Source organism: Streptomyces sp. NPDC033216, from assembly GCF_055577115.1.
Genome location: NZ_JBVIQK010000002.1, coordinates 550,172 through 574,115, shown reverse-complemented (window position 1 = coordinate 574,115; position 23,944 = coordinate 550,172). Strand labels below are relative to the sequence as shown.

The window sequence follows — 23,944 nt, the reverse complement described above, 5'->3', positions numbered from 1 at the left end:
GGGGGGCACTGTGAGACATGCCCTCTTGCGCGACCGGACGACACCGGACGTCGGACGTGGGCGGAGGGCCCCGCCGCGGTGCGGGGAACCGCGCGCCCGGCCCGAGACGGCCCGGCCACCGCGCACCGTCACCCTCGCGGGCGAGGCCCACCCCCCTCGATGCACCCGGACGGACGGTCGGGCGCGTGGGCGAAAGAAGCGGCCCCGCCCGAGGAACGGGCGGGGCCGTCTCTGCCGCAGGTCAGCGACGGGCGACCCCTTCGGCGCGGGCAGCCGCGGCTACCGCCGCGGTGACCGCGGGGGCGACCCGCTCGTCGAACGGCGAGGGAATGACATAGTCCGCCGCGAGGTCGTCACCCACGACGCCCGCCAGTGCCTCGGCCGCCGCGATCTTCATCCCCTCGGTGATCCGGGAGGCCCGCACCTGGAGCGCGCCGGCGAAGATGCCCGGGAACGCCAGCACGTTGTTGATCTGGTTGGGGAAGTCCGACCGCCCGGTCGCGACGACCGCCGCGTACTTGTGGGCGACCTCGGGGTGGATCTCCGGGGTGGGGTTGGCCATCGCGAACACGAAGGCGCCCTCCGCCATCGAGGCGACCGCGGCCTCCGGGACCGTACCGCCGGAGACGCCGATGAAGACGTCCGCGCCGGACAACGCGTCCTCGAGGGAGCCGGTGAGGCCGGCCTTGTTGGTGAACCCGGCCAGCTCGCGCTTGACGTCGGTCAGGTCGTCGCGGTCCGCCGAGACGATGCCCTTGCGGTCGGTGACCGCGACGTCTCCGACACCGGCCTCGACCAGCATCCTGGCGATGGCGACACCGGCCGCGCCGGCGCCCGAGATGACGGCCCGCAGGTCCGCGATCGAGCGCCCGCTCAGCCTGGCCGCGTTCCGCAGCGCCGCCAGCGTCACGACCGCCGTACCGTGCTGGTCGTCGTGGAAGACCGGGATGTCGAGCCGCTCCTGGAGCCGGCGCTCGATCTCGAAGCACCGCGGCGCCGAGATGTCCTCCAGGTTCACACCGCCGAACGAGGGCGCGAGGCGCACCACGGTCTCGATGATCTCGTCCACGTCCGTGCAGGCGAGCGCGATCGGCACCGCGTCGACCCCGCCGAACTGCTTGAAGAGGATGGCCTTGCCTTCCATCACCGGAAGGGAGGCCTCCGGTCCGATGTCCCCGAGGCCGAGGACGGCCGTACCGTCGGTGACGACGGCGACGACGGACGACTTCCACGTGTAGTCGTTCACCAGGTCCGGCTGTTCCGCGATCGCGGTGCACACCCGCGCCACGCCGGGTGTGTAGGCGAGGGACAGGTCGTCCTTGTCGCGGATCGGAACGGTGGCCTGCACGGCCATCTTTCCGCCCCGGTGCAGCGCGAAGGCCGGGTCGAACGAGTCGAGGGGCTCCGCACCGCCCTCCTGGCCCGTATGGTCCGCTTCGCTCTCGCTGCGAGGATTGACGATCTCCGCTGCCACTGTGTCGTACCCCTTAGGTGTTCATGGATGAGGGTGGCCACTCCTGGTTGAGAAGTGGGCGGGCACCGCGCAGGACCCAGCGGTGATACGTACGGGCACCTGCACGTCGGGCGCGCCGCACACGCGCCCTGAGCCCCGGGTGAGGGGTGTAAAGAACCTTCATACCGGACGGACACCACCGGCGACGAGTCCATTCGGTGCAAGGTCACATGCCGCTGTTCGCAGGACTCCCACACCTCACCTGCGCCGTCGTACGCCAGTGAGATGACTCATGCGCGCGACGCGGACAGGGCCGGGCCAAAACCTTGACAAAATGGAGAGGCACAAGCTTGTGACGGAGCGTGTTCGTCCACATGGCGAGATAGGCCGAAGATATTCCGGCCGGAAGCAGGGATTCCCGCAGATGATCCGGCCCCGTCCGGTCGTGATGTACCGGACTGATGGGATTCGGGTGTCGCCCGTTATCCGATTTTGACATGGCTGGCCCCCTGAATGGCGTAGTCCGAATGGCAAGATGCCGTCATCACACGAGGTCGCGACACCCGAAGGTGTGTGTTCTCGTCGACCCATCGGCATCTCCATCCATCCGCCGGAGGCACTCACCATGACCGCACGCTCCATCCGCTGTACCACCGCCGCGCGCACCCGGCTCGCCGCGGTCGGAACCCTCGCGGTCACGGGCGCCCTGCTGCTCACCGCCTGCGGTGACCAGACCAAGGACAACGACTCCGGGAGCAGCGACACCGCCTCGACCAGCACGGCCCCGCTGGCCGGCAAGCTGCCCCAGGCCATCCGTGACAAGGGCGTCATCAGGGTCGGTTCCGACATCGCGTACGCGCCGGTCGAGTTCAAGGACAGCTCCGGCAAGACCGCCGGCATCGACCCGGACATCGCGGCCGCCATGGGCGAGCAGCTCGGCGTGAAGTTCGAGTTCCAGAACGCCACGTTCGACACCCTCGTCGGTGGTCTGGCGTCCAAGCGCTACGACATCGCCATGTCGGCCATGACCGACACCAAGGACCGCCAGGAAGGCATCGACGGCGACACCGGCAAGAAGGTCGGCTCGGGCGTCGACTTCGTCGACTACTTCACGGCGGGCGTCTCCCTCTACACCAACAAGGGCGACACCCAGGGCATCAAGACCTGGGACGACCTGTGCGGCAAGACGATGGCCGTGCAGCGCAACACCTTCTCCCACGACCTCGCCAAGGACCAGGCGGCGAAGTGCAAGAAGGACGGCAAGGCGGCCCTCAAGATCGAGGACTTCGCCACCAACCCCGAGGCCGAGACCCGGATGCGTTCCAAGGGCGCCGACGTCGTCTCCGCGGACTTCCCGATCGCCGCCTACTCCGTGAAGAACGCGGGGGGCGGCAAGTACTTCGAGATCGTCGGCGACCAGGTCGAGGCCGGCCCGTACGGAATCGCCGTCGCCAAGGACAACACCCAGCTGCGGGACGCGCTCCAGGCGGCCGTCCAGGCGATCATCGACAACGGCGAGTACAAGAAGATCGTCGAGAAGTGGGGTGTCGCGGACGGCGCGGTCACCGAGTCCAAGATCAACGGCGGTTCCTGAACCGCCTCGGTTCGACTCGGCTCTGAAAGGCTCCACCCGTGACTGTTGACGTCAACAAGACGGACGGTCCCGACGCGACGCCCCCCGCCGGGCCGGAGGCCATCAAGGCCATCCCGGTCCGGCACCCGGGGCGATACGTTTCGGCGGTCGTCGCGCTGGCCCTGCTGGGCTCGGTCGTCTACGCCTTCGCGCAAGGCAATATCAACTGGGGCGCGATCCCCGACTACTTCTTCGACGACCGCATCCTCCACGGTGTCTGGAACACCCTGCTGCTCACCGTGCTCTCCATGGTGATCGGCATCGCCGGCGGCATCCTGCTCGCCGTGATGCGTCTGTCGAAGAACCCCGTGACCTCGTCGATCGCGTGGTTCTACATCTGGTTCTTCCGCGGCACCCCGGTCCTGGTCCAGTTGTTCGTCTGGTTCAACCTGGGCCTGGTCTTCGAGTACATCAACCTGGGTCCGATCTACAAGGACTACTGGTCGTCGTTCATGACGCCGCTGCTGACGGCGCTGCTGGGCCTGGGCCTCAACGAGGCCGCGTACATGGCCGAGATCTGCCGTGCCGGTCTGCTCTCGGTCGACGAGGGGCAGACCGAGGCGTCGCACGCGCTCGGCATGAGCCACACCAGGACGCTCCGCCGGATCGTCATCCCGCAGGCGATGCGGGTGATCGTGCCGCCGACGGGCAACGAGGTCATCAACATGCTGAAGACGACCTCGCTCGTCTCGGCCGTGCAGTTCGCCGACCTCTTCAAGGAGGCACAGGACATCGGTCAGAACGCGGGCTCCACGGTGGAGATGTACTTCCTCGCCGCCGCCTGGTACCTGATCATGACCTCGATCCTGAGCGTCGGGCAGTACTACGTCGAGCGGTACTACGCCCGTGGCTCCAGCCGCAGCCTGCCGCCGACGCCGCTCCAGCGCGTCAAGGCCGCCTTCCTGCCCGCGCGCCGCCCGAAGGGAGTCTCGGCATGACGCAGCCCTCCCACCCCATGGTGAAGGCCGAGGGCGTCCACAAGTCCTTCGGCCCCGTGGAAGTCCTCAAGGGCATCGACCTCCAGGTGGACTCCGGCGAGGTGTTCTGCCTCATCGGCCCGTCCGGCTCAGGCAAGTCGACCTTCCTGAGGTGCATCAACCACCTGGAGAAGATCAACGCCGGCCGGCTGTACGTCGACGGCGACCTCGTCGGCTACCGCCAGAAGGGCGACAAGCTGTACGAGCTGAGGGACAGCGAGGTCGCGCTCAAGCGCCGGGACATCGGCATGGTGTTCCAGCGGTTCAACCTCTTCCCGCACATGACCGCGGTCGAGAACATCATGGAGGCCCCGGTCCAGGTCAAGGGCCAGAACAGGGGCCAGGCCAGGGAGCGCGCCATGCAGCTCCTGGAGCGCGTCGGCCTCGGCGACAAGGCCGGCAACTACCCCTCACAGCTCTCCGGCGGTCAGCAGCAGCGCGTCGCCATCGCCCGCGCCCTGGCCATGGACCCGAAGCTGATGCTGTTCGACGAGCCGACCTCGGCGCTGGACCCGGAGCTGGTGGGTGACGTCCTCGACGTCATGCGCGACCTGGCGGAGTCCGGCATGACGATGGTCGTCGTCACGCACGAGATGGGTTTCGCCCGCGAGGTCGGCGACAGCCTGGTCTTCATGGACGACGGTGTGGTGGTCGAGTCCGGCAACCCGCGTGACGTGCTGAACAACCCGCAGCACGAGCGGACCCAGGCGTTCCTGTCCAAGGTCCTCTGACGGGACACCGCGCACGGTGAAGGGGCGGTACGGAGATCCTCCGTACCGCCCCTCTCGTCACTTCAGCGCCAGCAGCAGCGTGTCCGAGGGCGAGCACCACACCGGCCTCGCCTCCCCGAACCCCTTCTCGCGCAGCACGCGCGCGTGCCAGGACGGCGACGGCATGTCTCCGTCGGCGTGGTCACCGTAGATCTCGAAGCGGCGGGCGGTCGGACCGGCCAGGGCGGGGTCCTGGGCGGCGAGCTGCCACCACTGGGCCCAGTCGAGGGCGCCGCCGGCCTTGGCCTGATCCATGCGGGCGTGGCGCTGGGCGCGTTCGGCCGCGTTGATCCGGGGCGTGGAGTCGTCGATCATATGGTCCGCGTTCATGAAGACACCGCCGTCGCGGACCAGTTCCGCGACCTGACCGTAGAGGGCCGCGAGGGGTTCGCTGTGCAGCCAGTGCAGGGCCGTGGCGGTCAGGACGGCGTCGTACGAGTCGTACGGCAGCCTGGCCGGCCAGTCGGGGTCCTCGAGGTCGGCGGTCACCAGGGTGACCCGTTCGTCGCCGGCGAAGGTGCCCTCGGCGATGGTGAGGAGCGCCGGGTCGAGGTCGACGCCGGTGCTGGTCGCGCCGGGGAGGCGGGCGAGCAGCCGGGCGGTGATGGTGCCGGTGCCGCAGGCGAGGTCGAGGACGCGGGGGGTGGCGCCGACGAGCGCCTCCACCATGTCGAGCATGATCCGGAAGCGTTCCTCCCGGTCGGGCATGTACCACTCCTGCTGCCGGTCCCAGCTCTCCTGCCAGGTCCGCCAGTCGGTTCCGCTGCTCGTCGTGGTCATGGGAACCCTCTTCTCCTCACCCGCGTAATACCCTGGAAGCACGATCAGCTGTTACCCGACCGCATCGTCGACCATAGAGCCCCTCCGTAAGGACTACAAGTGGAACTGGTCTATTACTCGGACTACGCCGTTCGACTCGTCAACAGCGAGGAACCGGCCCGGGGCAAGGACTCGCTGACCTCGGTCGAGGCCGTCCGCGACCTGTTCGGCGGCAACGCGTCGGCGGCCCGCCGTGCCACCGAGGCGGACGTCACCCGGTTCCGCTCGGTCCGAGCCCGTCTGCGCGCGGTCTTCGAGGCGGCCGACAGCGGCGACGAGACCCTCGCGGTCGACCTGCTGAACTCCCTGCTGCTGGAGTTCCCGGTCAGCCCGCAGATCTCCGGGCACGACCACCGCGACGAGGACGGCCGGCCGCTGTGGCACATGCACCTCGCCGACCACCCGTCCAACGCCACCGCCGGCTACGCGGCCATCGCCGCGATGGGCCTGGCCTTCCACCTGACGGAGTACGGCGTCGACCGGCTGGGCCTGTGCGAGGCGAGCCCGTGCCGCAACGCCTACCTGGACACCTCCACGAACCGCTCCCGGCGCTACTGCTCCGACCGCTGCGCCACCCGCGCCAACGTGGCCGCCTACCGCGCCCGCAAGCGCCTGGAGGCCGACCGGTCGGCCAGCACGGGCCTGGCCGCGCAGAGCGCCCAGCGCAGCGCGGCCAGCGGCGAACGCCGACCCCGCTCCGGGGGGCGGTAGCGGAACCGCACCTTCCCGAGGATCAGCTCGTCGGGCACCGTGCCGTAGTCGGTGCTGTCACCTCCGGCGAACGCGTTGTCGCCGAGCACCCACCAGCCGCCCTCGCGGCGCTCGACGGCCCGCTTGACGACGAGCAGGTCCTGCTGGAAGGGGTGCCGCAGCACGACCACGTCCCCCGGCCGCACCCGAGCCCCGTACCGCACCAGCAGCTGGTCGCCGTGGTGCAGAGTGGGGACCATGGACGGGCCGGTCACCTCGGCCAGTCCGAACGGCACGGTGGCCCCGCGCCCGGCGTCCTGCGACGGCTCCGGCATCGCCTGCACCTCCCCTGGTCCAGTTCCTCCACCAGTCCCAGTGTGACCCCGGACTTTTGTCCTAAGCCCATGGGGGCACTCGCGAAAACCGTTCCCCCAGGGAGTAATGTCCCACCTGAGAAGACGATCACGAGGAAGGAACGCTCCATGCTTTCCCGCCTGTTTGCCCCCAAGGTCACGGTCAGCGCCCACTGCGACCTGCCCTGCGGTGTGTACGACCCGGCCCAGGCCCGCATCGAGGCGGAGTCGGTGAAGGCCGTGCAGGAGAAGATGGCCGCCAACGACGACCCGCACTTCCAGACGCGCGCGACCATCATCAAGGAGCAGCGCGCCGAGCTCGCGAAGCACCACGTCTCCGTGCTGTGGAGCGACTACTTCAAGCCCCCGCACTTCGAGAAGTACCCCCAGCTGCACCAGCTGGTCAACGACACCCTCAAGGCCCTCTCGGCCGCGAAGGCGTCGACCGACCCGAAGACGGGCGAGAAGGCGCTGGAACTCATCGCCGAGATCGACAAGATCTTCTGGGAGACCAAGAAGGCCTGACACACGGGTCCGTTCCCTGGCGCCGGCGGTAGGTGCACCACCGCGGGACGAGGGACGCCGCAGGGGCCCGGTCGGCATACGACCGGGCCCCTGCGGCATGCCCGGGCGGGGTCGGCGCGACCTCGCGCGACCGCGGCACGTTCGGCGGCGCCCCGTGCGATCCTGGCCCTGTGACCCTTGAGGACCTGGTCCGGCTGCGGCAGGCGCGAGACCGGATGGACCGTGAGTACGCCGAGCGCCTCGACGTCGCCGCGCTGGCCCGCACGGCCCTGATGTCCCCCGGTCACTTCCAGCGCAGCTTCCGCGAGGTCTACGGCGAGACTCCGTACGGCTACCTCATGACCCGCCGGATCGAGCGGGCCAAGACCCTGCTGCGGCGCGGCGATCTCACGGTCACGGAGGTCTGCATGGAGGTCGGCTGTACCTCGCTCGGCTCGTTCAGCGCCCGGTTCACCGAGCTGGTGGGCGAGACGCCGAGTGCCTACCGGGCACGATCGCACGAGACGAGCGCCGTGATCCCGCCATGCGTCGCACGGACGTACACGCGCCCCCGGCGTACGTAGGGTGCTCGCCATGGATCTCAAACTCCGCCAGTGCTTCCTGGCCGTCGACGACCACGACAAGGCCCTGTACTTCTACCGCGACATCCTCGGCCTGGAGGTCCGCAACGACGTCTCCTTCGAGGGGATGCGGTGGCTGACGGTCGGCTCGCCGCTCCAGCCGGACGTGGAGATCGTCCTGGAGCCGCCGGGGGCGAGTCCGGACGCCTCCCCCGCCGACCGGGAGCAGATGGCCCGGCTGCTGGCCAAGGGCATGCTGCGCGGGGTCATCTTCACCACGGCCGACTGCGACGCGCTGCACGAGCGCGTGCGGGAGGCCGGCGCCGAGGTCCTCCAGGAGCCGATGGACCAGCCCTACGGCGTGCGGGACTGCGCGTTCAGGGACCCGGCGGGGAACCTGCTGCGGTTCATGGAACGCGCGGACGACACCACGGGCGCCTGAAAACCGGGGCGGTCCCGCGGGTGCACCTGCCTACGATCGCCGCATGAGTCCCCGCACCGCTACCCGCGCCCACGTCCGCTGGACACATGCCTTCATCGACCGGCCCGCCGAGCACTTCGATCGGGCGTGCGCCTTCTGGGCCGCCGTCACGGACACGGGCCTGTCCGAACTCCGGGGTGACAAGGGCGAGTTCGCCACCCTGCTTCCGGAGGGGGCCGACGCCTGCGTGAAGGTCCAGGCGGTCGACGACGACACGGGCGGTGCCCATCCGGACTTCTGCGTCGAGGACGTCGAGGGGTTCGTCGCCGTGGCGCTGGACTCCGGCGCGCACACGGTCGCCACCCACGACGGGTGGGCCGTACTGCGCTCCCCCGCCGGTCAGTCGTTCTGCGCGGTGCCCTGGCACGGCGAGTCCGTACGTCCGCCCGTGGTGACCGGCAGCCGCCTGGACCAGGTCGGCCTCGACATCCCACCGTCCGCGTACGACGCCGAAGTGGCCTTCTGGAGCCGGCTCCTGCCCGACTGGACGTCCCGGCCGGGCTCGCTGCCGGAGTTCCACGTTCTGACGCCGCCGCCCGGACTCCCCCTACGGCTCCTGCTCCAGCGCCTGGGCGAGGAGCGGCCCGTCTCCGCCCACCTCGACCTCGCGTGCGGCCCGGACATCGACGCGGTCCGCGCCCGGCACGAGCGGCTCGGCGCGCGGTTCGTCGCCGCCCACCCTCACTGGACGGTCCTGCGCGACCCGGCGGGTGCCCCGTACTGCCTGACGGGCCGCGACGCGGAGACGGGCGGGCTGCCGGGGGCCTAGGAGGTGTGCGGAAGTCCCGCCTGCCCGGCGACGCCTGCGCGGGCGCTCGCCGCGTCGTCGAGCCCTCCGTGCGGGCGGCGACGCTACTTTCGAAACGCGCCCGGCTTCGGCGTGCGGACACCACGACCGTGGGCTCACCGGCCGCCGCTGCCGGCGTCGCGCACCCCGGTAAGTCGTCCGCGTCCGTCTCCGGCGGCGGCGTGGGCGCCCTGTGCCGGGCGGCCGGTTGCGACGGCCTGGGCGCGTCCTGCAACCACGGCGTCAACGCCTCCGGCCCCAGCCGTCAGCGGCCGTACGACGACGGCTCGCCGCCGGGCTCTGCGACGGCGCCCTCGGGCATCCGTCACGGCCGCCCCCGTTCGGTCACCACGCCGGCCCGGCCGGGCCGGCGTCAGGAGGCGGGGGCGGTCGGGGCGCCGGGTTCGTCGGCATGCTCCGGCGACTCGGCGCGGCCGTGCTGTTCGGCGTGCCCGGTGTCCGCGGTGTGGCCGTGCTGTTCGGCGCCGGGCTCGACGTACGCGCCGCAGTCGGGGTTGTGGCACGGGCCCGCGACCCAGCTCGGTACCCACGCGCCCAGCGTCTTGTGGCGCCGGACCACCGTGTCCACGGTCTGCCCACAGGTGGGACAAAGATGCTTTTTCCTGTCCATTTCCTCAGGGTAGGCCGGTCATCGCTTCCGTGCGTAGGTACGCACGAGCACTCCGTTGGAGAAGGTGCGCACGGACTCCAGACTGAAGTCGGTCACCGAGAAGTCCGCGCCGAACATCGGCATGCCGGAGCCGTAGACCTGCGGGTAGGTCTTGATGACGAGTTCGTCGATCTCGTCGAGCAGTTCGCCGGCGATGCGCGAGCCGCCGCAGAGCCAGATGCCGAGCCCGCCGTCCTCGGCCTTGAGCTCGCGGACCCGGGCGACCAGGTCGCCGTCGATGATCTCGACGTTCGGGTCGGGCGAGGCACCGAGGGTCCGGGAGGCGACGAACTCACGCAGGTGCCCGTAGGGGCTGGTGATGCCGGCGTCGAGCGCCAGCTGGTAGCTGGCCCGGCCCTGGATCACGCTGTCGAAGTTCGGGTTCTCGGCGTCCTTCAGGCCCATCGGCTCACGGCCCTGGGCCGCGATGGTGTCGGGATACGTGGAGGCCAGATAGCCGAGGAACTCCTCGTCCAGGAACGCGAACATCGACGAGGCGTCGCCCTGAGGGTCCCCGATGAAGCCGTCGATGGAGCAGGCGACGTAGTAGGTGAGTTTTCGCAAGCCGGTCTCTTCTCTTGGGCTGATCTCGAACAACTCCAGTTGTAGTACTTCACCCGTAGTTATTGCAAGGAATTTCCGGAGGCTTCCCGGGAACCTGGACAAGTGGTAGGAGGGGTTCCGTATGAACGGGGGTCCGGAACGCCGAGCGGCCCTGGCGGCCGCCGGATCGAGGAATGCAGGTGCGCGCCCCGGATCCAGGGGCGCGCCCCGGAGGCCACCCATCGCCTGCCCGGCGCGCGGGGTCGTGCCCGTGGGCTGACGCGGCCGGATCTCTGGACGTCCACGGGGGCGCGCGAAGAGGCGGGTCCCGCACGCCGTGGGGATGTGCGGAACCCGCCGGGCCGGTCCCCTCGGGTCCGTACGGAGTAAGGAGCCGCACGATCCCGGAGGTCCGGGGACTTTCAGAACCGCTTCGGTGACCCCCTCCTCACATGCTGCGGCGAGTCACGAACTCCGCCAGGGACAGCAGGCCACCCGCCGACTCCGGGTCCGGGACGGCGCGGGCCAGCTCGGACATCGCCCGGGCCATGCGGTCGGCCGCCTGTTCCTGTGCCCATTCCCGGCCGCCGGCCCGCTCGACGGCCAGCGTCATGCGCTCCAGGTCGTCCCCGTGCTCATGGGGGACGGCGTACAGCTCGGCGAGTTCCGCGGCGGCCGGGGTGCCGGAGCCGAGCGCGGCGACCACCGGCAGGGACTTCTTGCGGGCGACCAGGTCGGCACCGGCCGGTTTGCCGGTGTGCCGCGGGTCTCCCCATATGCCGATCACGTCGTCGATGAGCTGGAAGGCGAGCCCCGCCCCACGGCCGAACGCGTCCAGTGCCTCGACATCCTCCTCTGCCGCCCCCGCGTACAGCGCTCCGAGGGCGCAGGCGCAGCCGAGCAGCGCGCCGGTCTTGGCCTCGGCCATGGCGAGGACCTCGTCGAGGGTGACCTCGGCCGGGCCCAGCGCCTCCATGGCGGTGTCCGAGTGCTGGCCGGCACACAGCTCGACGACACAGCCCGCGAGGCGGGCGGCAGCGGCCGAGGACGCCGGATGCGGGTCCGCGGCGAGCATCCCGAGGGCGAGCGCCTGGAGCGCGTCCCCGGCGAGGATCGCGCCGGCGTCGCCGAACACGGTCCAGGCGGTGGGGCGGTGCCGACGGGTGGCGTCCCGGTCCATCACGTCGTCGTGCAACAGCGTGAAGTTGTGGACCAGCTCGACGGCGGCGGCCGCCGGGACGGCCGCCGTCCGCGCCGCCGGGCCGCCGAGGGCGGCGGCCGCGGCGAGTACCAGCGCCGGCCGGATCGCCTTGCCCGCGTTGCCCGCGGCCGGTGTGCCGTCCGCGTGCTCCCAGCCGAAGTGGTAGAGCGAGACCCGCCGCAAGGAGCCGGGGAGCGAGTCGAGTGCCCCTCGGAGCGCCGGGTCGACCGATCCTCGGGTCTCCTCGAGGATCGCCGCCGCCTCGTGCCCGTCGAGCGCCCCTGAGCCGCCGTCGGCCTGACTCGGGATGACCCGTCCCCTCTCCCGTGTCTCGTCGGGGCGCGGCCCGGCCCGCGTCACGTACTCGGTCATCGAGTCCCCCTCGCCGGGCCCGCGCACGGCGCCGGACGTGCTGCCACCGGGTACGCACCCCCTGGGCGCACCGGCCCGGATGACCGGGGACACGGCGTCCGCACGGGCGAGGTCACTGCCAGCGACCGATCTCGACGTTCTCCAGGACCCCCAGCGCGTCCGGTACCAGCACCGCCGCCGAGTAGTAGGCCGTGACCAGGTACTTGATGATGGCCTGTTCGTTGATGCCCATGAAACGCACCGACAGACTCGGCTCGATCTCGTCCGGGATGCCGGACTGGCGCAGGCCGATGACGCCCTGGTCCTCCTGGCCGAGGCGCATCGCGATGATCGAGGTGGTTCGGGCCTCGGTCACCGGGATCTTGTTGCACGGGTAGATCGGCACCCCCCGCCAGGTGGGGATCCGGTTGCCGGCGACGTCGATCGTCTCGGGGACGAGCCCCCGCCTGTTGAGTTCGCGGCCGATCGCGGCGATCGCGCGCGGGTGGGCGAGAAGCATCTTGGTGCCGCGACGGCGGCTGAGCAGCTCGTCCAGGTCGTCCGGGCCGGGGACGCCGTCGTACGGCTGGATCCGCTGGTCGTACTCGCAGTTGTGGAGCAGGCCGAACTCGCGGTTGTTGACCAGCTCGTGCTCCTGGCGCTCCTTCAACGCCTCCACCGTCAGCCGCAGCTGCTGCTCGGTCTGGTTCATCGGCTGGTTGTACAGGTCGGCCACGCGCGAGTGGATGCGCAGGACGGTCTGGGCGATGCTCAGTTCGTACTCGCGCGGCCGGGCGTCGTAGTCCACGAAGGTGTGTGGGATGTCCGGCTCGCCGGCGTGGCCCGCGGCCAGGTCGACGGCCTTCTCGCCGTAGCGGTTGGTCGCCTGCGCGGGGATCGAGCGCAGACTCCGCAGATGCTCGGTCAGCGAGTCGGCACGCTGGGCGACCTGCTCGAAGTCCTGACGGGACAGGATCAGCACGGTGCAGGCGGTGTCCGCCCGTGCGGTGTACTCCCAGATGGCTTCCGGGTCGAGCAGCGCCTGGTCGCCGAAGTAGGCGCCGTCGGCGAGGACTCCGAGCACCTGGTCGTCGCCGTAGGGGCCGGTGCCGACCTTCTCGACCCTGCCGTGCGCGAGGAGGTAGACCTCGTCGGTGCGGCTGCCGAAGGAGGCGACGACCTCGCCCGGCGCGTACTCGTGCTGTCGGCAGCGCGAGGCCAGCTCCGACAACACCTCCTCGTCCTCGTACGACCGCAGTGCGGGAAGTTCGCCCAGCTCCGCGGGGATGACCTCGACGCGGTCGCCGGTCTTGACGAAGGTGACCCGGCCGTCGCCGACGGCGTACGTCAGGCGCCGGTTCACGCGGTACGTACCGCCCTGGACGTCGACCCACGGCAGATTCCGCAACAGCCAGCGGGAGCTGATCTCCTGCATCTGCGGCACGGACTTGGTGGTGGTGGCCAGGTTCCGCGCGGCCGCGGTGCCGAGGCTCTGCTGCGGCTTGTCCTGCTCAGCGCGGACTTCTTCGCCTACCGACATAGGAAATTGCCCTCCCAGTGATGCACCGGCGCCGTTCTGCGCCGCCGCACTGTTCTCGCAGACAAGCCTTCCATCACTCATTGTGTTCGTGCCATTACCCGAAAGAGCGGGAATGGATCAACGCCGGTTTGGGCACGACGAGTTTTCGCACGAACGGTGTTCGACAATGGCGGGGTGACGACGCCCGTTCCGTTCGACTCCGGCACCCTGCGCCCCAGGCTGCCCTCGCCGCTGGAGGAGGTGCCCGACGAGCGGTTCGCGCGGCACGGCGTACGGCTGCTGCTCAAACGGGACGACCTGATCCACCCCGAGCTGATCGGCAACAAGTGGCGCAAGCTCGTACCGAACCTGGAGGCGGCGGCCGGGCGGCCGGTCGTGACGTTCGGGGGCGCGTACTCCAACCACCTGCGGGCCACGGCCGCTGCCGGCCGCCTGCTGGGCCTCACCACGGTCGGGGTGGTTCGCGGCGACGAGCTGGCGGACCGCCCCCTCAACCCCTCCCTGGCCCGCTGCGCGGCCGACGGGATGCGGCTGCACTTCGTCGACCGGGCGACCTACCGCCGCAAGACCGACCCCACCATCCTGGCGGCCGTCCTGCGCGCGGCGGGTACGGAGGACGCCTACGTCGTGCCCGAGGGCGGCAGCAACGCGGCCGCCGTCCGCGGCTGCCGGGCCCTCGGCGAGGAGCTGCGCGACCACGCCGACGTCGTGGCCCTCGCCTGCGGCACCGGCGGCACTCTCGCGGGCCTCGCCGCCGGCCTGGGCCCCGGCCGGCGGGCGCTCGGCATACCGGTCCTCAAGGGCGGCTTCCTCGGCGACGGGATACGGGCACTCCAGGCGGAGGCCTTCGGCGGCCGGGTGGGCGACTGGCAGCTGGACGAGCGTTTCCACTTCGGCGGGTACGCCCGCACCACGCCCGCCCTCGAAGCCTTCGCCGAGGACTTCGAGCAGCGGCACGGCCTGCCGGTCGAGCGTCTCTATGTCGCCAAGTCGCTGTACGGGCTCGTCGCTCTCGTCGAGGAGGGCGCGTTCCCGCGCGGGACGCGGCTCGCGGCAGTGGTGACGGGAGCGCCGTTCGCCTCTTGAGCGACCCGCGCGCCCGGTGCTCCGGAACGGCCGCCGAGGTGCCGCTATTCGGCCTCGCGGTACGCCGCGGCCTCCTCCAGGTCCAGTCTGCGCAGCAGTGTCCGCAGCATCTCGTCGTCGATGTGGCGACCGTCGCGCAGGCGCACGAAGACCTCGCGCTCGGCGCTGATCATCTCTCGGGACAGGCGGCGGTACGTCTCGTCGGCGGTTTCGCCGGTGACCGGGTTGACCTGGCCGAGGCGTTCCCAGACGGCGTTGCGGCGGCGTTCGAGGACATTGCGCAGGCGGTCGACGAGGGGCGGGGGCAGGGTGTTGCGCTCGTCGGACAGCATTTCCTCCAGCCGCCGTTCGGCAATCCGGGAGGCCTGTGCCTGGGCGTTGGCCTCGGCGAGGGTCGCGGCCTGCGGGTCGGGTCCGGGGAACTTCAGCAAACGGATCAGTGGGGGAAGGGTCAGGCCCTGCACGACGAGGGTCCCGATGACCGTGGTGAAGGTCAGGAAGAGGATCAGGTTGCGCTGCGGGAAGGGCCCCTCGCCGTGGTCCACGGTGACGGGGATGGAGAAGGCGATGGCGAGCGAGACGACGCCACGCATGCCGGCCCAGCCGATGACGATGGGCGCCCGCCAGGTCGGGTTCTCCTCGCGCGCGCGGACGCGTGCCGACAGCAGCCGGGGCAGGAAGGTCGCCGGACACACCCACAGGAAGCGGACCGCGACGACCACGAGGAAGAGGACGACGGCGTACCAGGCGGCGTCCAGGCCCTCGTAGTCGCCGAGGCCTTTCAGGATGACCTGTAGTTGCAGGCCGATGAGGGCGAAGACCGCCGACTCCAGGACGAAGGCGACCATCTTCCACACCGCGCCCTCCTGGAGCCGGGTGGCGAAGTCGACCTCCCACGCGCGGTGGCCGAGGTAGAGGGCGACGACGACCACGGCGATGACGCCGGAGGCGTGGAACTGCTCGGCGGAGGCGTACGCGACGAACGGGATGAGGAGGGAGAGGGTGTTCTGTAGGAGCGGCTCCTTCAGGTGGGTCCGCAGCCAGTGCAGGGGGGCCATCAGGATCAGGCCGACAGCGGTGCCGCCGACCGCCGCCACCAGGAACTCCTCGATCCCGCCGGCCCAGGACGCGCCCTCTCCGACGACGACCGCGAGGGCCACCTTGAAGGCGGTGATCGCGGTGGCGTCGTTCAGCAGGGACTCGCCCTGGAGGATCGTGGTCACCCTCGACGGCAGGCCCACCCTGCGCGCCACCGCCGTCGCCGCGACGGCGTCGGGCGGCGCCACCACCGCGCCCAGCACCAGTGCCGCGGTCAGCGGCAGTCCGGGGATGATCAGATGAGCGACCCAGCCGACGGCGAGCGTCGCGAAGAGGACGTACCCGACCGACAGCAGTGCCACGGCCCGCAACTGGGCGCGCAGGTCGAGATAGGAGCTGTCGGTGGCGGAGGTGTACAGCAGGGGGGGCAGCAGGAGCGGCAGGACGACCTCGGGGTCGAGGGTGTAGTCGGGGACCCCGGGGACGTACGACACGGCCAGACCGACGGCGACCAGCAGCAGCGGCGCCGGCACCGGCGTGCGCCGGGCCGCCGCGGCGATCGCCGCGCTGCCCGCCACCAGCAACAGCATTGGCATCACGTCCATGTTTCGCCCGCCCTCGTCTTTCCGCGCGGTCGTCGGCACGACCGTCGTAACCTGGCAATCATGAAACAGTGCACGCACGCCGACGCGCTGCCGCACCCCGACCCCGTCCCGCTCGGTGAGACGTGTCCGGAGTGCCTGCGGGACGGCACCCACCCGGTGCAGCTGCGGCTGTGCCTGACGTGCGGCCACGTGGGCTGCTGCGACTCGTCGCCGGGCCGCCACGCCACGGAACACCACAAGGACTCGGGCCATCCGATCATGCGGACCTTCGAACCCGGTGAGAACTGGCGATGGTGCTTCGTCGACCACGTTCTCGTGTGAGCCGCTCCGAGACGGCCCGTCCGTCGACCGGGTACGGTTCGAGCATCTGACGCCTGGGTACGTCAACCCGGCGCACCCTCTTCCCTTTTGGGCCGACAGACCCCTAGACACGGAGCGTGTTCACAGCTTTACTGTGAGTGACGACAGGGGTTGGGGTCCCGGGGACAGGACGGATGAGAGCGCGATAGCGTCACCGCTACACCACACACGCGTTACCCGGGGGGTGACCCTCGGCCCCGAAAAGCTTGTACCACCTTGGAGGTGAGGGTGTCCCAGATCGCAGGCGAGCCCGCGACCCAGGACTTCGTGGAAGTCCGGCTGCCGGCTGCGGGTGCCTACCTGTCGGTGCTGCGGACGGCCACGGCCGGCCTCGCGGCCCGTTTGGACTTCACCCTGGACGAGATCGAGGACCTGCGCATCGCGGTGGACGAGGCCTGCGCGATCCTGCTCCAGCAGGCCGTGCCCGGTTCGGTCCTCAGTTGTGTCTTCCGCCTGGTCGACGACTCGCTGGAGGTCACCGTCTCGGCACCGACCACCGACGGGCACGCGCCCGCGCGCGACACCTTCGCCTGGACGGTGCTGTCCGCCCTCGCGGGCAAGGTCTCCTCCGCCGTGGACGAGGACAGAACCGTTTCGATCAGCCTCTACAAACAGCGCGGCGCGGGACCCGGGCCGGCGTGAGGAACGGGGACGGGCCGGTGCGGGACGAGGAGCGCGGCACACGGGAACTGCCGGCGGAGAGCGCCGGGACGGCACTCTCTCCGGGCGGTTCCCGACGCATGGCGGACGGCATCGACGGCATTCCCGAGCAGGCCCGGCCGCATCCGGAGGACGATCCGGCCGCCGCGGGGACCGGCTCCCCGGAGAGTGCCGAGCGGCAGCCGCCTCGGGAGAGGCGGATCGGGGGTACCCCCGGCCGGGCCGAGGAAGAGGCTCGACAGAGGGCGACGGGCGGGACGATGAGCGAGCACGAGCGAGACGACGAACACGGCGTGCCGGGCACGCGGCACGAACCCCGGCAACCCGCGCCCCGGCAGCCGGTTCCGCAGGCGCGCGAACCCCAGGACCGCAGCGGGGCACGCGCGAAGTTCGTCGAGCTGCGCGCGCTGAGCGAGGGCAGCCCGGAGTACGCGGAGCTGCGCAACCAGCTGGTCCGCATGCACCTGCCGCTCGTCGAGCACCTCGCGCGCCGCTTCCGCAACCGCGGGGAGCCGCTGGACGATCTCACCCAGGTCGCCACCATCGGTCTGATCAAGTCGGTCGACCGCTTCGACCCGGACCGCGGCGTGGAGTTCTCGACGTATGCGACGCCGACGGTCGTCGGTGAGATCAAGCGGCATTTCCGGGACAAGGGCTGGGCGGTGCGGGTGCCGCGCAGGCTCCAGGAGCTGCGGCTGTCCCTCACGACGGCCACGGCCGAGCTGTCTCAGCTGCACGGCCGCTCGCCGACCGTGCACGAGCTGGCCGAGAAGCTGGCGATCTCGGAGGAAGAGGTCCTGGAGGGTCTGGAGTCGGCCAACGCGTACTCGACCCTGTCGCTGGACGTCCCCGACACCGACGACGAGTCCCCGGCGGTCGCCGACACCCTCGGAGCCGAGGACGAGGCGCTGGAGGGCGTCGAGTACCGCGAGTCGCTCAAGCCGCTCCTCGAGGACCTTCCGCCGCGCGAGAAGCGGATCCTGCTGCTTCGCTTCTTCGGCAACATGACGCAGTCGCAGATCGCGCAGGAGGTCGGCATCTCCCAGATGCACGTCTCCCGCCTGCTGGCGCGCACACTGGCCCAGCTCCGGGAGAAGCTGCTCGTCGAGGAGTGACCCCTCCTCCGGTCCGTCGGCAGAGCCGCGACGGCCGCCGCTACTTCTCGGCGCCGCTGTCGGCGTTGCCGGGCCCCCGGATCCCCAGGGCCCGGGTCGTCTCGCCGTTGACGATCAGGACCAGCGCGGCGACGGCGACGACCGCGAGCGCGATGCCCGCCGGGATCGCCACGCTGTCGGCCTGGAGCAGGTTGTAGGCGACGGGCAGCGCCATGATCTGGGTGATGACGGCAGGCCCTCGGCTCCAGCTCCGGCGGCCCAGCAGTCCGCGAGCGGCGAGCAGGGGCAGAAGAGCGAGGACCACCAGGGTCACCCCGCCGGTGACGGCCTGCCGCCGGTCCTCGGGGTCACCGGCGATGCCGAGCACGAGGATCCAGAGCCCGCCGACGACCAGAGCCAGCCCCTCCAGGGCGACGAGCGCCGCGGCGTACGTCAGGCGGCGGGGGCGGGGGCCCGCGGGTTCCGTGCCCGCCGCGTCTCCGGCGTTCTCGTTCGGGGTGGCGGGATTCCGCTCGCTGCTCACCCCAGCAGGGTAACCGCCGCTCCGCTGCCCGGCTCCGTCCCCTCCGGCCCCACGCGTCCCGTGGTGTCACGGCTCACGCCGTGGGGTCCGGGCCGATCCCCGTTCGGCCTTGTGCCCCGGTACCACCCAGTAGGTACGCTGCCATCCATGCGTGCACTTCTCGTGGTCAATCCGGCGGCAACCACTACCAGTGCACGGACGCGCGACGTCCTCATCCACGCGCTCGCCAGCGAGATGAAGCTGGAGGCGGTCACCACCGAGTACCGCGGGCACGCACGGGACCTCGGTCGGCAGGCCGCGCTGAGCGACGACATAGACATGGTCGTCGCCCTCGGCGGCGACGGCACCATCAACGAAGTGGTGAACGGGCTGCTGCACGCCGGTCCCGACCCCGAGAAACTGCCCGGCATCGCCGTCGTCCCCGGCGGCTCCACCAACGTCTTCGCCCGCGCCCTCGGCCTGCCCAACGACCCCGTGGAGGCGACCGGCGCCCTGCTGGACGCCCTGCGCGAGGGCCGGGAGCGTACGGTCGGGCTGGGGCTGACCTCCGGCACACCGGGCACGGAGGACGAGGCGGTGCCGGCGCGCTGGTTCACCTTCAACGCCGGGCTCGGTTTCGACGCCGGAGTGGTCGGCCGGGTCGAACAGCAGCGTGAGCGCGGCAGGAGATCGACCCACGCGCTCTACGTCCGCCAGGCCGTGCGCCAACTCCTCGGCGAGCCTCAGCGCCGGCACGGTTCGATCACCCTGGAGCGGCCGGGCGCGGAGCCCGTGACCGATTTGGTGCTGTCCATCGTCTGCAACACCGCTCCGTGGACCTATCTGGGCAATCGCCCGGTGTACGCCTCACCTAAGGCCTCGTTCGATACCGGGCTCGACGTGTTGGGTCTCAGCCGTCTGTCGACGGCTTCGGTTGTCCGGTATGGGACCCAGTTGCTCACTTCGTCCCCCGAGCGGGGACCCCATGGAAAGCATGCCGTGTCCTTGCACGATCTGGACCAGTTCACCTTGCATTCGAAGGCCCCGTTGCCCCTCCAGATGGACGGTGACCACCTAGGGCTGCGTACCAGCGTGACGTTCACAGGCGTACGCCGTGCACTGCGTGTGATTGTGTGAGCAGAAAGGGCTGAAGTCCTTTCACTCGAACGTTTAGACCAGGATCCACCCCATGGAAGTACGGCTGTGACCTAGTCGACACCGAGGAATCAAAAAAAACTTTCCGGAAGGGGTTGTATCCGTCGCTGAGGTTTGCGAGTCTCTAGGTGGCGATCGGGACGGCCCGCAGAACCAGCCTCCACTGATCACCAGAACCCCTCTTCAATTCACAGGACCGCGCCAGGGAACCTGGCACGTGGCCCTTCACTTGTTGAGGGATTCGTGAAAGCGTTCACATTCACAAGCAACGTGCATGTAATACCAAGGAGAGGTAGCAGCCATGGACTGGCGTCACAACGCCGTTTGCCGCGAGGAAGACCCCGAGCTCTTCTTCCCCATCGGCAACACCGGTCCTGCGCTGCTGCAGATCGAGGAAGCCAAGGCCGTCTGCCGCCGCTGCCCCGTTATGGATCAGTGTCTGCAGTGGGCGCTCGAGTCCGGTCAGGACTCCGGCGTCTGGGGTGGCCTCAGCGAGGACGAGCGCCGCGCGATGAAGCGCCGCGCCGCCCGCAACCGGGCCCGTCAGGCCTCCGCCTGACAACACCCGCCCCGCGAGCCTGAGCTTGGCGGCGCGTACAGCGTGTACGCATCTCCCGCCCCCGAGCCGCAGCGCGCAGTACCCCCGATGCGCAGCACACGCTGGCAACGAGCATTCGAGCCCCGGACCCCTGAACGGTCCGGGGCTTCTTGCTGTCCCCGGCCTGGAGTCACTTCTGCGCCCGCACCGGAATGTCCAGGATCACCTGCGTACCCCGCTCCGGCGCCGGGACCATGTCGAAGGATCCCCCCAACTCCCCCTCGACCAGCGTCCGCACGATCTGAAGGCCGAGGTTGCCCGAGGTGTGCGGGTCGAATCCCTCGGGCAGGCCGACGCCGTCGTCCTGGACGGTGACCAGCAGTCGGGCCTCCTTGGTGGTGCCGCCGCGGACCGCCGAGACCTCGACCGTGCCGGTGTCACCCTCACGGAAGCCGTGCTCCAGGGCGTTCTGGAGGATTTCGGTGAGCACCATGGACAGGGGGGTGGCGACCTCCGCGTCGAGGATGCCGAAGCGCCCGGTGCGCCGTCCGGCCACCTTGCCCGGCGAGATCTCCGCCACCATCGCCAGGACCCGGTCGGCGATCTCGTCGAACTCGACGCGCTCGTCCAGGTTCTGAGACAGCGTCTCATGGACGATGGCGATGGAGCCGACGCGCCGGACCGCCTCCTCCAGGGCCTCCCTGCCCCGCTCGGACTCGATCCGGCGGGCCTGGAGCCGCAACAGGGCGGCCACGGTCTGGAGGTTGTTCTTCACCCGGTGGTGGATCTCCCGGATGGTCGCGTCCTTGGTGATCAACTCACGCTCGCGGCGCCGCAGTTCGGTGACGTCCCGGAGGAGGACGAGCGAACCGATGCGGGTGCCCTTGGGCTTGAGCGGGATGGCCCGGAACTGGATGACGCCGTCGTGCGCCTCGACCTCGAACTCGCGGGGTGCCCAGCCGCTGGCGACCTTGGCGAGGGCCTCGTCCACCGGCCCTCGCGTGGGGGCGAGTTCGGCGGTCGTCAGGCCGAGGTTGTGGCCCACCAGGTCGGAGGCGAGGCCCATGCGGTGGTATGCGGAGAGCGCGTTGGGGGAGGCGTACTGGACGACCCCGTCGGCATCGAGGCGGATGAGGCCGTCGCCGACGCGCGGGGCCGCGTCCATGTCCATCTGCTGGTCGGGGAACGGGAAGGAGCCTGCCGCGATCATCTGCGCGAGGTCGGAGGCGCTCTGGAGGTAGGTCAGCTCCAGGCGGCTCGGGGTCCGCACGGTGAGGAGATTGGTGTTGCGGGCGATCACACCGAGGACTCGGCCCTCGCGCCGTACGGGGATCGACTCGACCCGGACGGGGACCTCCTCACGCCACTCCGGGTCGCCTTCGCGCACGATCCGGCCCTCGTCGAGGGCGGCGTCCAGCAGAGGTCGGCGGCCGCGCGGGACGAGGTGGCCGACCATGTCGTCCTGGTAGGAGGTGGGGCCGGTGTTGGGGCGCATCTGGGCGACGGAGACATAGCGGGTGCCGTCCCGCGTGGGGACCCACAGGACCAGGTCGGCGAAGGAGAGGTCGGAGAGCAACTGCCACTCCGAGACCAGCAGGTGCAGCCACTCGAGGTCGGAGTCCCCGAGTGCGGTGTGCTGGCGTACGAGTTCGTTCATGGAGGGCACGTCTGCGAGCGTACCTGGGGGTATGTGCGGGGCCTAAAAACCGTCGACGACCACCGCCCCGGAGACACCCGCGGGCCGCGGCGCCTGAGAGGGACCCTCAGCCCTCCCGGCACCGCAGCCCGGAGCAATATCGGCCGCGGGGTGTGCGGTCCCGCCGGCCGAGGGTGAGGATCCGGGGCAGTCAGGGCAGAGAGCTCCGGGTCCTCGGTCCGCCTTCCTGTGCGGGGAAGACGGAAGTCTGCTGTATCACCCCGCCATTGTGGACTAGACCACTTCGGACTGTCCATGTGTCGGAGCTTGTGCGTTTTTTCAACGGGACAGGTATTCGGACGCCCTAGCATCCACAACGCAGCCTAGCCCGTGTGGGTTCCTGTGCGGGGCCAGACGGGCATGGCAATTTTCCGCGACACCCTCCGGCCCCTCCCGGCCCGCCCCCTCGCGCGCCCGTTGCGACCCGCCCGGACGTCCTCACCCTGGGACCCTGCGAAGGCGCTCGGCCCGACGGGGATCACCGTGACTCCGTCGCGCCCCCCGCGGCGTCGACACCGGCATCGACACCACCGCCACCTGTCCTCGCCCGGGCGAGGAGACGTGGCGGGGAGCCGCCGGAGAAGGCCGCCGCCGGAGTGCCCACCGCGCCTCGCGCGCAACGCCGGACGTGCGGCCCTCGGGCGCGTGGGCACTCCGGCGGACATCGCCGACGTGGTGCCCTTCACCCCCCGCGCGCGACGGGCGACGGGCCGGCCAGGGTCGCCGCGCCGGGGCTCGCCCCGCCCGCGGACCGCTCGCCGAGCGGGGACGGGGGTTCGCCGACATGAGCCGACGAGGGGGACGTCCCCCGCTCGCCCCGCGCCGCGACGCACCCCCTCGGGCCCGCTCCTCCCACCTGGGCCGGCCGGCCCGACTCTGTTAGATTGGTCTAAACCACACAGCCCTTCCGGGTCCCTCGAGTCCCTTCTTCAGAACGGCAGGCCAGCGTGGAAGTTGTCATCGTTCCGGACGCCAGGTCGGGCGGCGAACTCATCGCCGAGGCCATCGCACAGCTCCTGCGGCGCAAGCCCGACGCCCTGCTCGGCGTGGCCACCGGTTCCACCCCGCTGCCGGTCTACCAGGCGTTGACGGCCCAGGTGCGCTCCGGTGCCGTGGACACCTCGCGGGCCCGGATCGCCCAGCTCGACGAGTACGTGGGCCTGCCCGCCGAGCACCCCGAGTCCTACCGCTCGGTGCTGCGCCGGGAGGTGCTGGAGCCGCTCGGCATCGGCATGGACGCCTTCCTCGGGCCGGACGGCACCGCCGAGGACGTACAGGCCGCCTGCGAGGCCTACGACCAGGCGCTGTCCGCGGCCGGCGGCGTGGACCTCCAACTGCTCGGGATCGGGACCGACGGGCACATCGGGTTCAACGAACCCTGCTCCTCGCTGGCCTCCCGGACACGCATCAAGACGCTCACCGAGCAGACCCGGATCGACAACGCGCGCTTCTTCGACGGGGACATCGAGCAGGTCCCGCACCACGTCATCACGCAGGGCATCGGCACCATCCTGGAGGCACGGCACCTGGTGCTGCTCGCCACGGGTGAGGGCAAGGCCGACGCCGTCGCCGCGACCGTCGAGGGGCCGGTGGCGGCCGTCTGTCCCGCCTCGGCGCTCCAACTGCACCCGCACGCGACGGTCGTCGTCGACGAGGGCGCGGCGTCCAAGCTGAAGCTCGCGGACTACTTCCGGCACACCTACGCCGCCAAGCCGGAGTGGCAGGGGATCTGAGACCTGCTCCCTGCGACGCCGCTCACGACGAGACGGGGGGGGGGGGGGGGGAGGGGAGGGGGGGGGAGGGGGGGTGGGGGGGGGGGGGGGGCGGCGTATAGGG

General features: G+C 70.6%; 25 protein-coding genes. 15 read left to right on the top strand and 10 right to left on the bottom strand.

The window, feature by feature from the left end:
• Positions 1 to 241: 241 nt before the first annotated feature.
• Positions 242 to 1,474, bottom strand: a complete 1,233-nt coding sequence (locus tag ACZ5Y0_RS06045; RefSeq protein WP_469127388.1) for an NAD(P)-dependent malic enzyme — start codon at positions 1,472 to 1,474, stop codon at positions 242 to 244.
• Between the two features lie 604 nt (positions 1,475 to 2,078).
• Here ACZ5Y0_RS06045 and ACZ5Y0_RS06040 point away from each other — a divergent pair.
• Genes ACZ5Y0_RS06040 through ACZ5Y0_RS06030 form a run of 3 tightly spaced genes read left to right on the top strand, consistent with a single transcriptional unit; the run spans position 2,079 to position 4,794 of the window.
• On the top strand, positions 2,079 to 3,047 hold the full coding sequence (locus ACZ5Y0_RS06040) for an ABC transporter substrate-binding protein (RefSeq protein WP_469127387.1): 969 nt from the start codon (positions 2,079 to 2,081) through the stop codon (positions 3,045 to 3,047).
• A 38-nt stretch (positions 3,048 to 3,085) separates the two neighbouring features.
• Positions 3,086 to 4,024 (top strand): amino acid ABC transporter permease, encoded by a 939-nt coding sequence (locus ACZ5Y0_RS06035; protein ID WP_469127386.1) that lies wholly within the window; start codon positions 3,086 to 3,088, stop codon positions 4,022 to 4,024.
• Between the two features lie 17 nt (positions 4,025 to 4,041).
• Entirely contained in the window at positions 4,042 to 4,794 is a 753-nt protein-coding gene (locus ACZ5Y0_RS06030; protein WP_469127521.1) for an amino acid ABC transporter ATP-binding protein, read from the top strand.
• 57 nt (positions 4,795 to 4,851) lie between these two features.
• On the opposite strand, the gene ACZ5Y0_RS06025 is transcribed toward ACZ5Y0_RS06030, so the two are convergent.
• Entirely contained in the window at positions 4,852 to 5,613 is a 762-nt protein-coding gene (locus tag ACZ5Y0_RS06025) for a class I SAM-dependent methyltransferase (RefSeq protein WP_469127385.1), read from the bottom strand.
• Between the two features lie 99 nt (positions 5,614 to 5,712).
• Between ACZ5Y0_RS06025 and ACZ5Y0_RS06020 the strand changes: the two genes are divergently transcribed.
• Entirely contained in the window at positions 5,713 to 6,363 is a 651-nt protein-coding gene (locus ACZ5Y0_RS06020; protein ID WP_469127384.1) for a CGNR zinc finger domain-containing protein, read from the top strand.
• Here ACZ5Y0_RS06020 and sodX read toward each other — a convergent pair.
• The gene (gene sodX / locus ACZ5Y0_RS06015) at positions 6,246 to 6,677 is read right to left on the bottom strand and encodes a nickel-type superoxide dismutase maturation protease (protein WP_469127383.1); all 432 of its coding nucleotides are present in this window, start codon (positions 6,675 to 6,677) and stop codon (positions 6,246 to 6,248) included. The genes ACZ5Y0_RS06020 and sodX overlap by 118 nt on opposite strands.
• Before the next feature lie 147 nt (positions 6,678 to 6,824).
• On the opposite strand from sodX, the gene sodN reads away from it, so the two are divergent.
• From sodN to ACZ5Y0_RS05995, 4 genes are all read left to right on the top strand, one after another.
• Entirely contained in the window at positions 6,825 to 7,220 is a 396-nt protein-coding gene (gene sodN, locus ACZ5Y0_RS06010; RefSeq protein ID WP_469127382.1) for a superoxide dismutase, Ni, read from the top strand.
• Between the two features lie 170 nt (positions 7,221 to 7,390).
• Positions 7,391 to 7,783 carry a helix-turn-helix transcriptional regulator gene (locus tag ACZ5Y0_RS06005; RefSeq protein ID WP_469127381.1) on the top strand — a complete coding sequence of 131 codons (393 nt, stop codon included), beginning with the start codon at positions 7,391 to 7,393 and terminating at the stop codon, positions 7,781 to 7,783.
• Positions 7,784 to 7,793: 10 nt separating this feature from the next.
• Positions 7,794 to 8,222: a VOC family protein gene (locus ACZ5Y0_RS06000; protein WP_469127380.1), complete on the top strand. Its 429-nt coding sequence runs from the start codon at positions 7,794 to 7,796 to the stop codon at positions 8,220 to 8,222.
• A 43-nt stretch (positions 8,223 to 8,265) separates the two neighbouring features.
• On the top strand, positions 8,266 to 9,030 hold the full coding sequence (locus ACZ5Y0_RS05995) for a VOC family protein (RefSeq protein WP_469127379.1): 765 nt from the start codon (positions 8,266 to 8,268) through the stop codon (positions 9,028 to 9,030).
• A 391-nt stretch (positions 9,031 to 9,421) separates the two neighbouring features.
• Here ACZ5Y0_RS05995 and ACZ5Y0_RS05990 read toward each other — a convergent pair whose 3' ends face one another.
• The 4 genes from ACZ5Y0_RS05990 to ACZ5Y0_RS05975 all read right to left on the bottom strand — a co-directional run bounded on the left by ACZ5Y0_RS05990 (position 9,422) and on the right by ACZ5Y0_RS05975 (position 13,353).
• The gene (locus tag ACZ5Y0_RS05990) at positions 9,422 to 9,679 is read right to left on the bottom strand and encodes a hypothetical protein (protein ID WP_469127378.1); all 258 of its coding nucleotides are present in this window, start codon (positions 9,677 to 9,679) and stop codon (positions 9,422 to 9,424) included.
• Positions 9,680 to 9,697: 18 nt separating this feature from the next.
• A complete protein-coding gene (locus tag ACZ5Y0_RS05985) occupies positions 9,698 to 10,282 on the bottom strand; it encodes a dihydrofolate reductase family protein (protein WP_469127377.1) in 585 nt (194 codons plus the stop codon).
• A 427-nt stretch (positions 10,283 to 10,709) separates the two neighbouring features.
• Positions 10,710 to 11,834, bottom strand: coding sequence for a family 2 encapsulin nanocompartment cargo protein polyprenyl transferase (locus tag ACZ5Y0_RS05980; protein ID WP_469127376.1), 1,125 nt, complete (start codon positions 11,832 to 11,834; stop codon positions 10,710 to 10,712).
• A 112-nt stretch (positions 11,835 to 11,946) separates the two neighbouring features.
• Positions 11,947 to 13,353, bottom strand: a complete 1,407-nt coding sequence (locus ACZ5Y0_RS05975) for a family 2B encapsulin nanocompartment shell protein (protein ID WP_469127375.1) — start codon at positions 13,351 to 13,353, stop codon at positions 11,947 to 11,949.
• 174 nt (positions 13,354 to 13,527) lie between these two features.
• On the opposite strand from ACZ5Y0_RS05975, the gene ACZ5Y0_RS05970 reads away from it, so the two are divergent.
• On the top strand, positions 13,528 to 14,439 hold the full coding sequence (locus ACZ5Y0_RS05970; protein WP_469127374.1) for a 1-aminocyclopropane-1-carboxylate deaminase/D-cysteine desulfhydrase: 912 nt from the start codon (positions 13,528 to 13,530) through the stop codon (positions 14,437 to 14,439).
• 44 nt (positions 14,440 to 14,483) lie between these two features.
• On the opposite strand, the gene ACZ5Y0_RS05965 is transcribed toward ACZ5Y0_RS05970, so the two are convergent.
• On the bottom strand, positions 14,484 to 16,082 hold the full coding sequence (locus tag ACZ5Y0_RS05965; RefSeq protein WP_469127373.1) for a Na+/H+ antiporter: 1,599 nt from the start codon (positions 16,080 to 16,082) through the stop codon (positions 14,484 to 14,486).
• Between the two features lie 60 nt (positions 16,083 to 16,142).
• Between ACZ5Y0_RS05965 and ACZ5Y0_RS05960 the strand changes: the two genes are divergently transcribed.
• From ACZ5Y0_RS05960 to ACZ5Y0_RS05950, 3 genes are all read left to right on the top strand, one after another.
• A complete protein-coding gene (locus ACZ5Y0_RS05960) occupies positions 16,143 to 16,403 on the top strand; it encodes a UBP-type zinc finger domain-containing protein (protein ID WP_469127372.1) in 261 nt (86 codons plus the stop codon).
• 267 nt (positions 16,404 to 16,670) lie between these two features.
• Complete coding sequence (locus tag ACZ5Y0_RS05955; protein WP_073491347.1) at positions 16,671 to 17,084, top strand: ATP-binding protein; 414 nt, start codon at positions 16,671 to 16,673, stop codon at positions 17,082 to 17,084.
• The gene (locus tag ACZ5Y0_RS05950; protein WP_469127371.1) at positions 17,081 to 18,217 is read left to right on the top strand and encodes an RNA polymerase sigma factor SigF; all 1,137 of its coding nucleotides are present in this window, start codon (positions 17,081 to 17,083) and stop codon (positions 18,215 to 18,217) included. Before ACZ5Y0_RS05955 ends, ACZ5Y0_RS05950 begins: the two co-directional genes overlap by 4 nt.
• 40 nt (positions 18,218 to 18,257) lie before the next feature.
• On the opposite strand, the gene ACZ5Y0_RS05945 is transcribed toward ACZ5Y0_RS05950, so the two are convergent.
• Positions 18,258 to 18,740 carry a hypothetical protein gene (locus ACZ5Y0_RS05945; protein ID WP_469127370.1) on the bottom strand — a complete coding sequence of 161 codons (483 nt, stop codon included), beginning with the start codon at positions 18,738 to 18,740 and terminating at the stop codon, positions 18,258 to 18,260.
• 147 nt (positions 18,741 to 18,887) lie between these two features.
• Here ACZ5Y0_RS05945 and ACZ5Y0_RS05940 point away from each other — a divergent pair, with 147 nt between their 5' ends.
• Together ACZ5Y0_RS05940 and ACZ5Y0_RS05935 are read left to right on the top strand one after the other, a co-directional pair.
• A complete protein-coding gene (locus tag ACZ5Y0_RS05940; RefSeq protein ID WP_469127369.1) occupies positions 18,888 to 19,856 on the top strand; it encodes a diacylglycerol/lipid kinase family protein in 969 nt (322 codons plus the stop codon).
• A gap of 319 nt (positions 19,857 to 20,175) precedes the next feature.
• The gene (locus ACZ5Y0_RS05935; RefSeq protein ID WP_006142322.1) at positions 20,176 to 20,433 is read left to right on the top strand and encodes a WhiB family transcriptional regulator; all 258 of its coding nucleotides are present in this window, start codon (positions 20,176 to 20,178) and stop codon (positions 20,431 to 20,433) included.
• Between the two features lie 169 nt (positions 20,434 to 20,602).
• On the opposite strand, the gene ACZ5Y0_RS05930 is transcribed toward ACZ5Y0_RS05935, so the two are convergent.
• On the bottom strand, positions 20,603 to 22,069 hold the full coding sequence (locus ACZ5Y0_RS05930; protein ID WP_469127520.1) for a sensor histidine kinase: 1,467 nt from the start codon (positions 22,067 to 22,069) through the stop codon (positions 20,603 to 20,605).
• Positions 22,070 to 23,055: 986 nt separating this feature from the next.
• On the opposite strand from ACZ5Y0_RS05930, the gene nagB reads away from it, so the two are divergent.
• Positions 23,056 to 23,841 (top strand): glucosamine-6-phosphate deaminase, encoded by a 786-nt coding sequence (nagB, locus tag ACZ5Y0_RS05925; protein ID WP_469127368.1) that lies wholly within the window; start codon positions 23,056 to 23,058, stop codon positions 23,839 to 23,841.
• Positions 23,842 to 23,944: the final 103 nt, after the last annotated feature.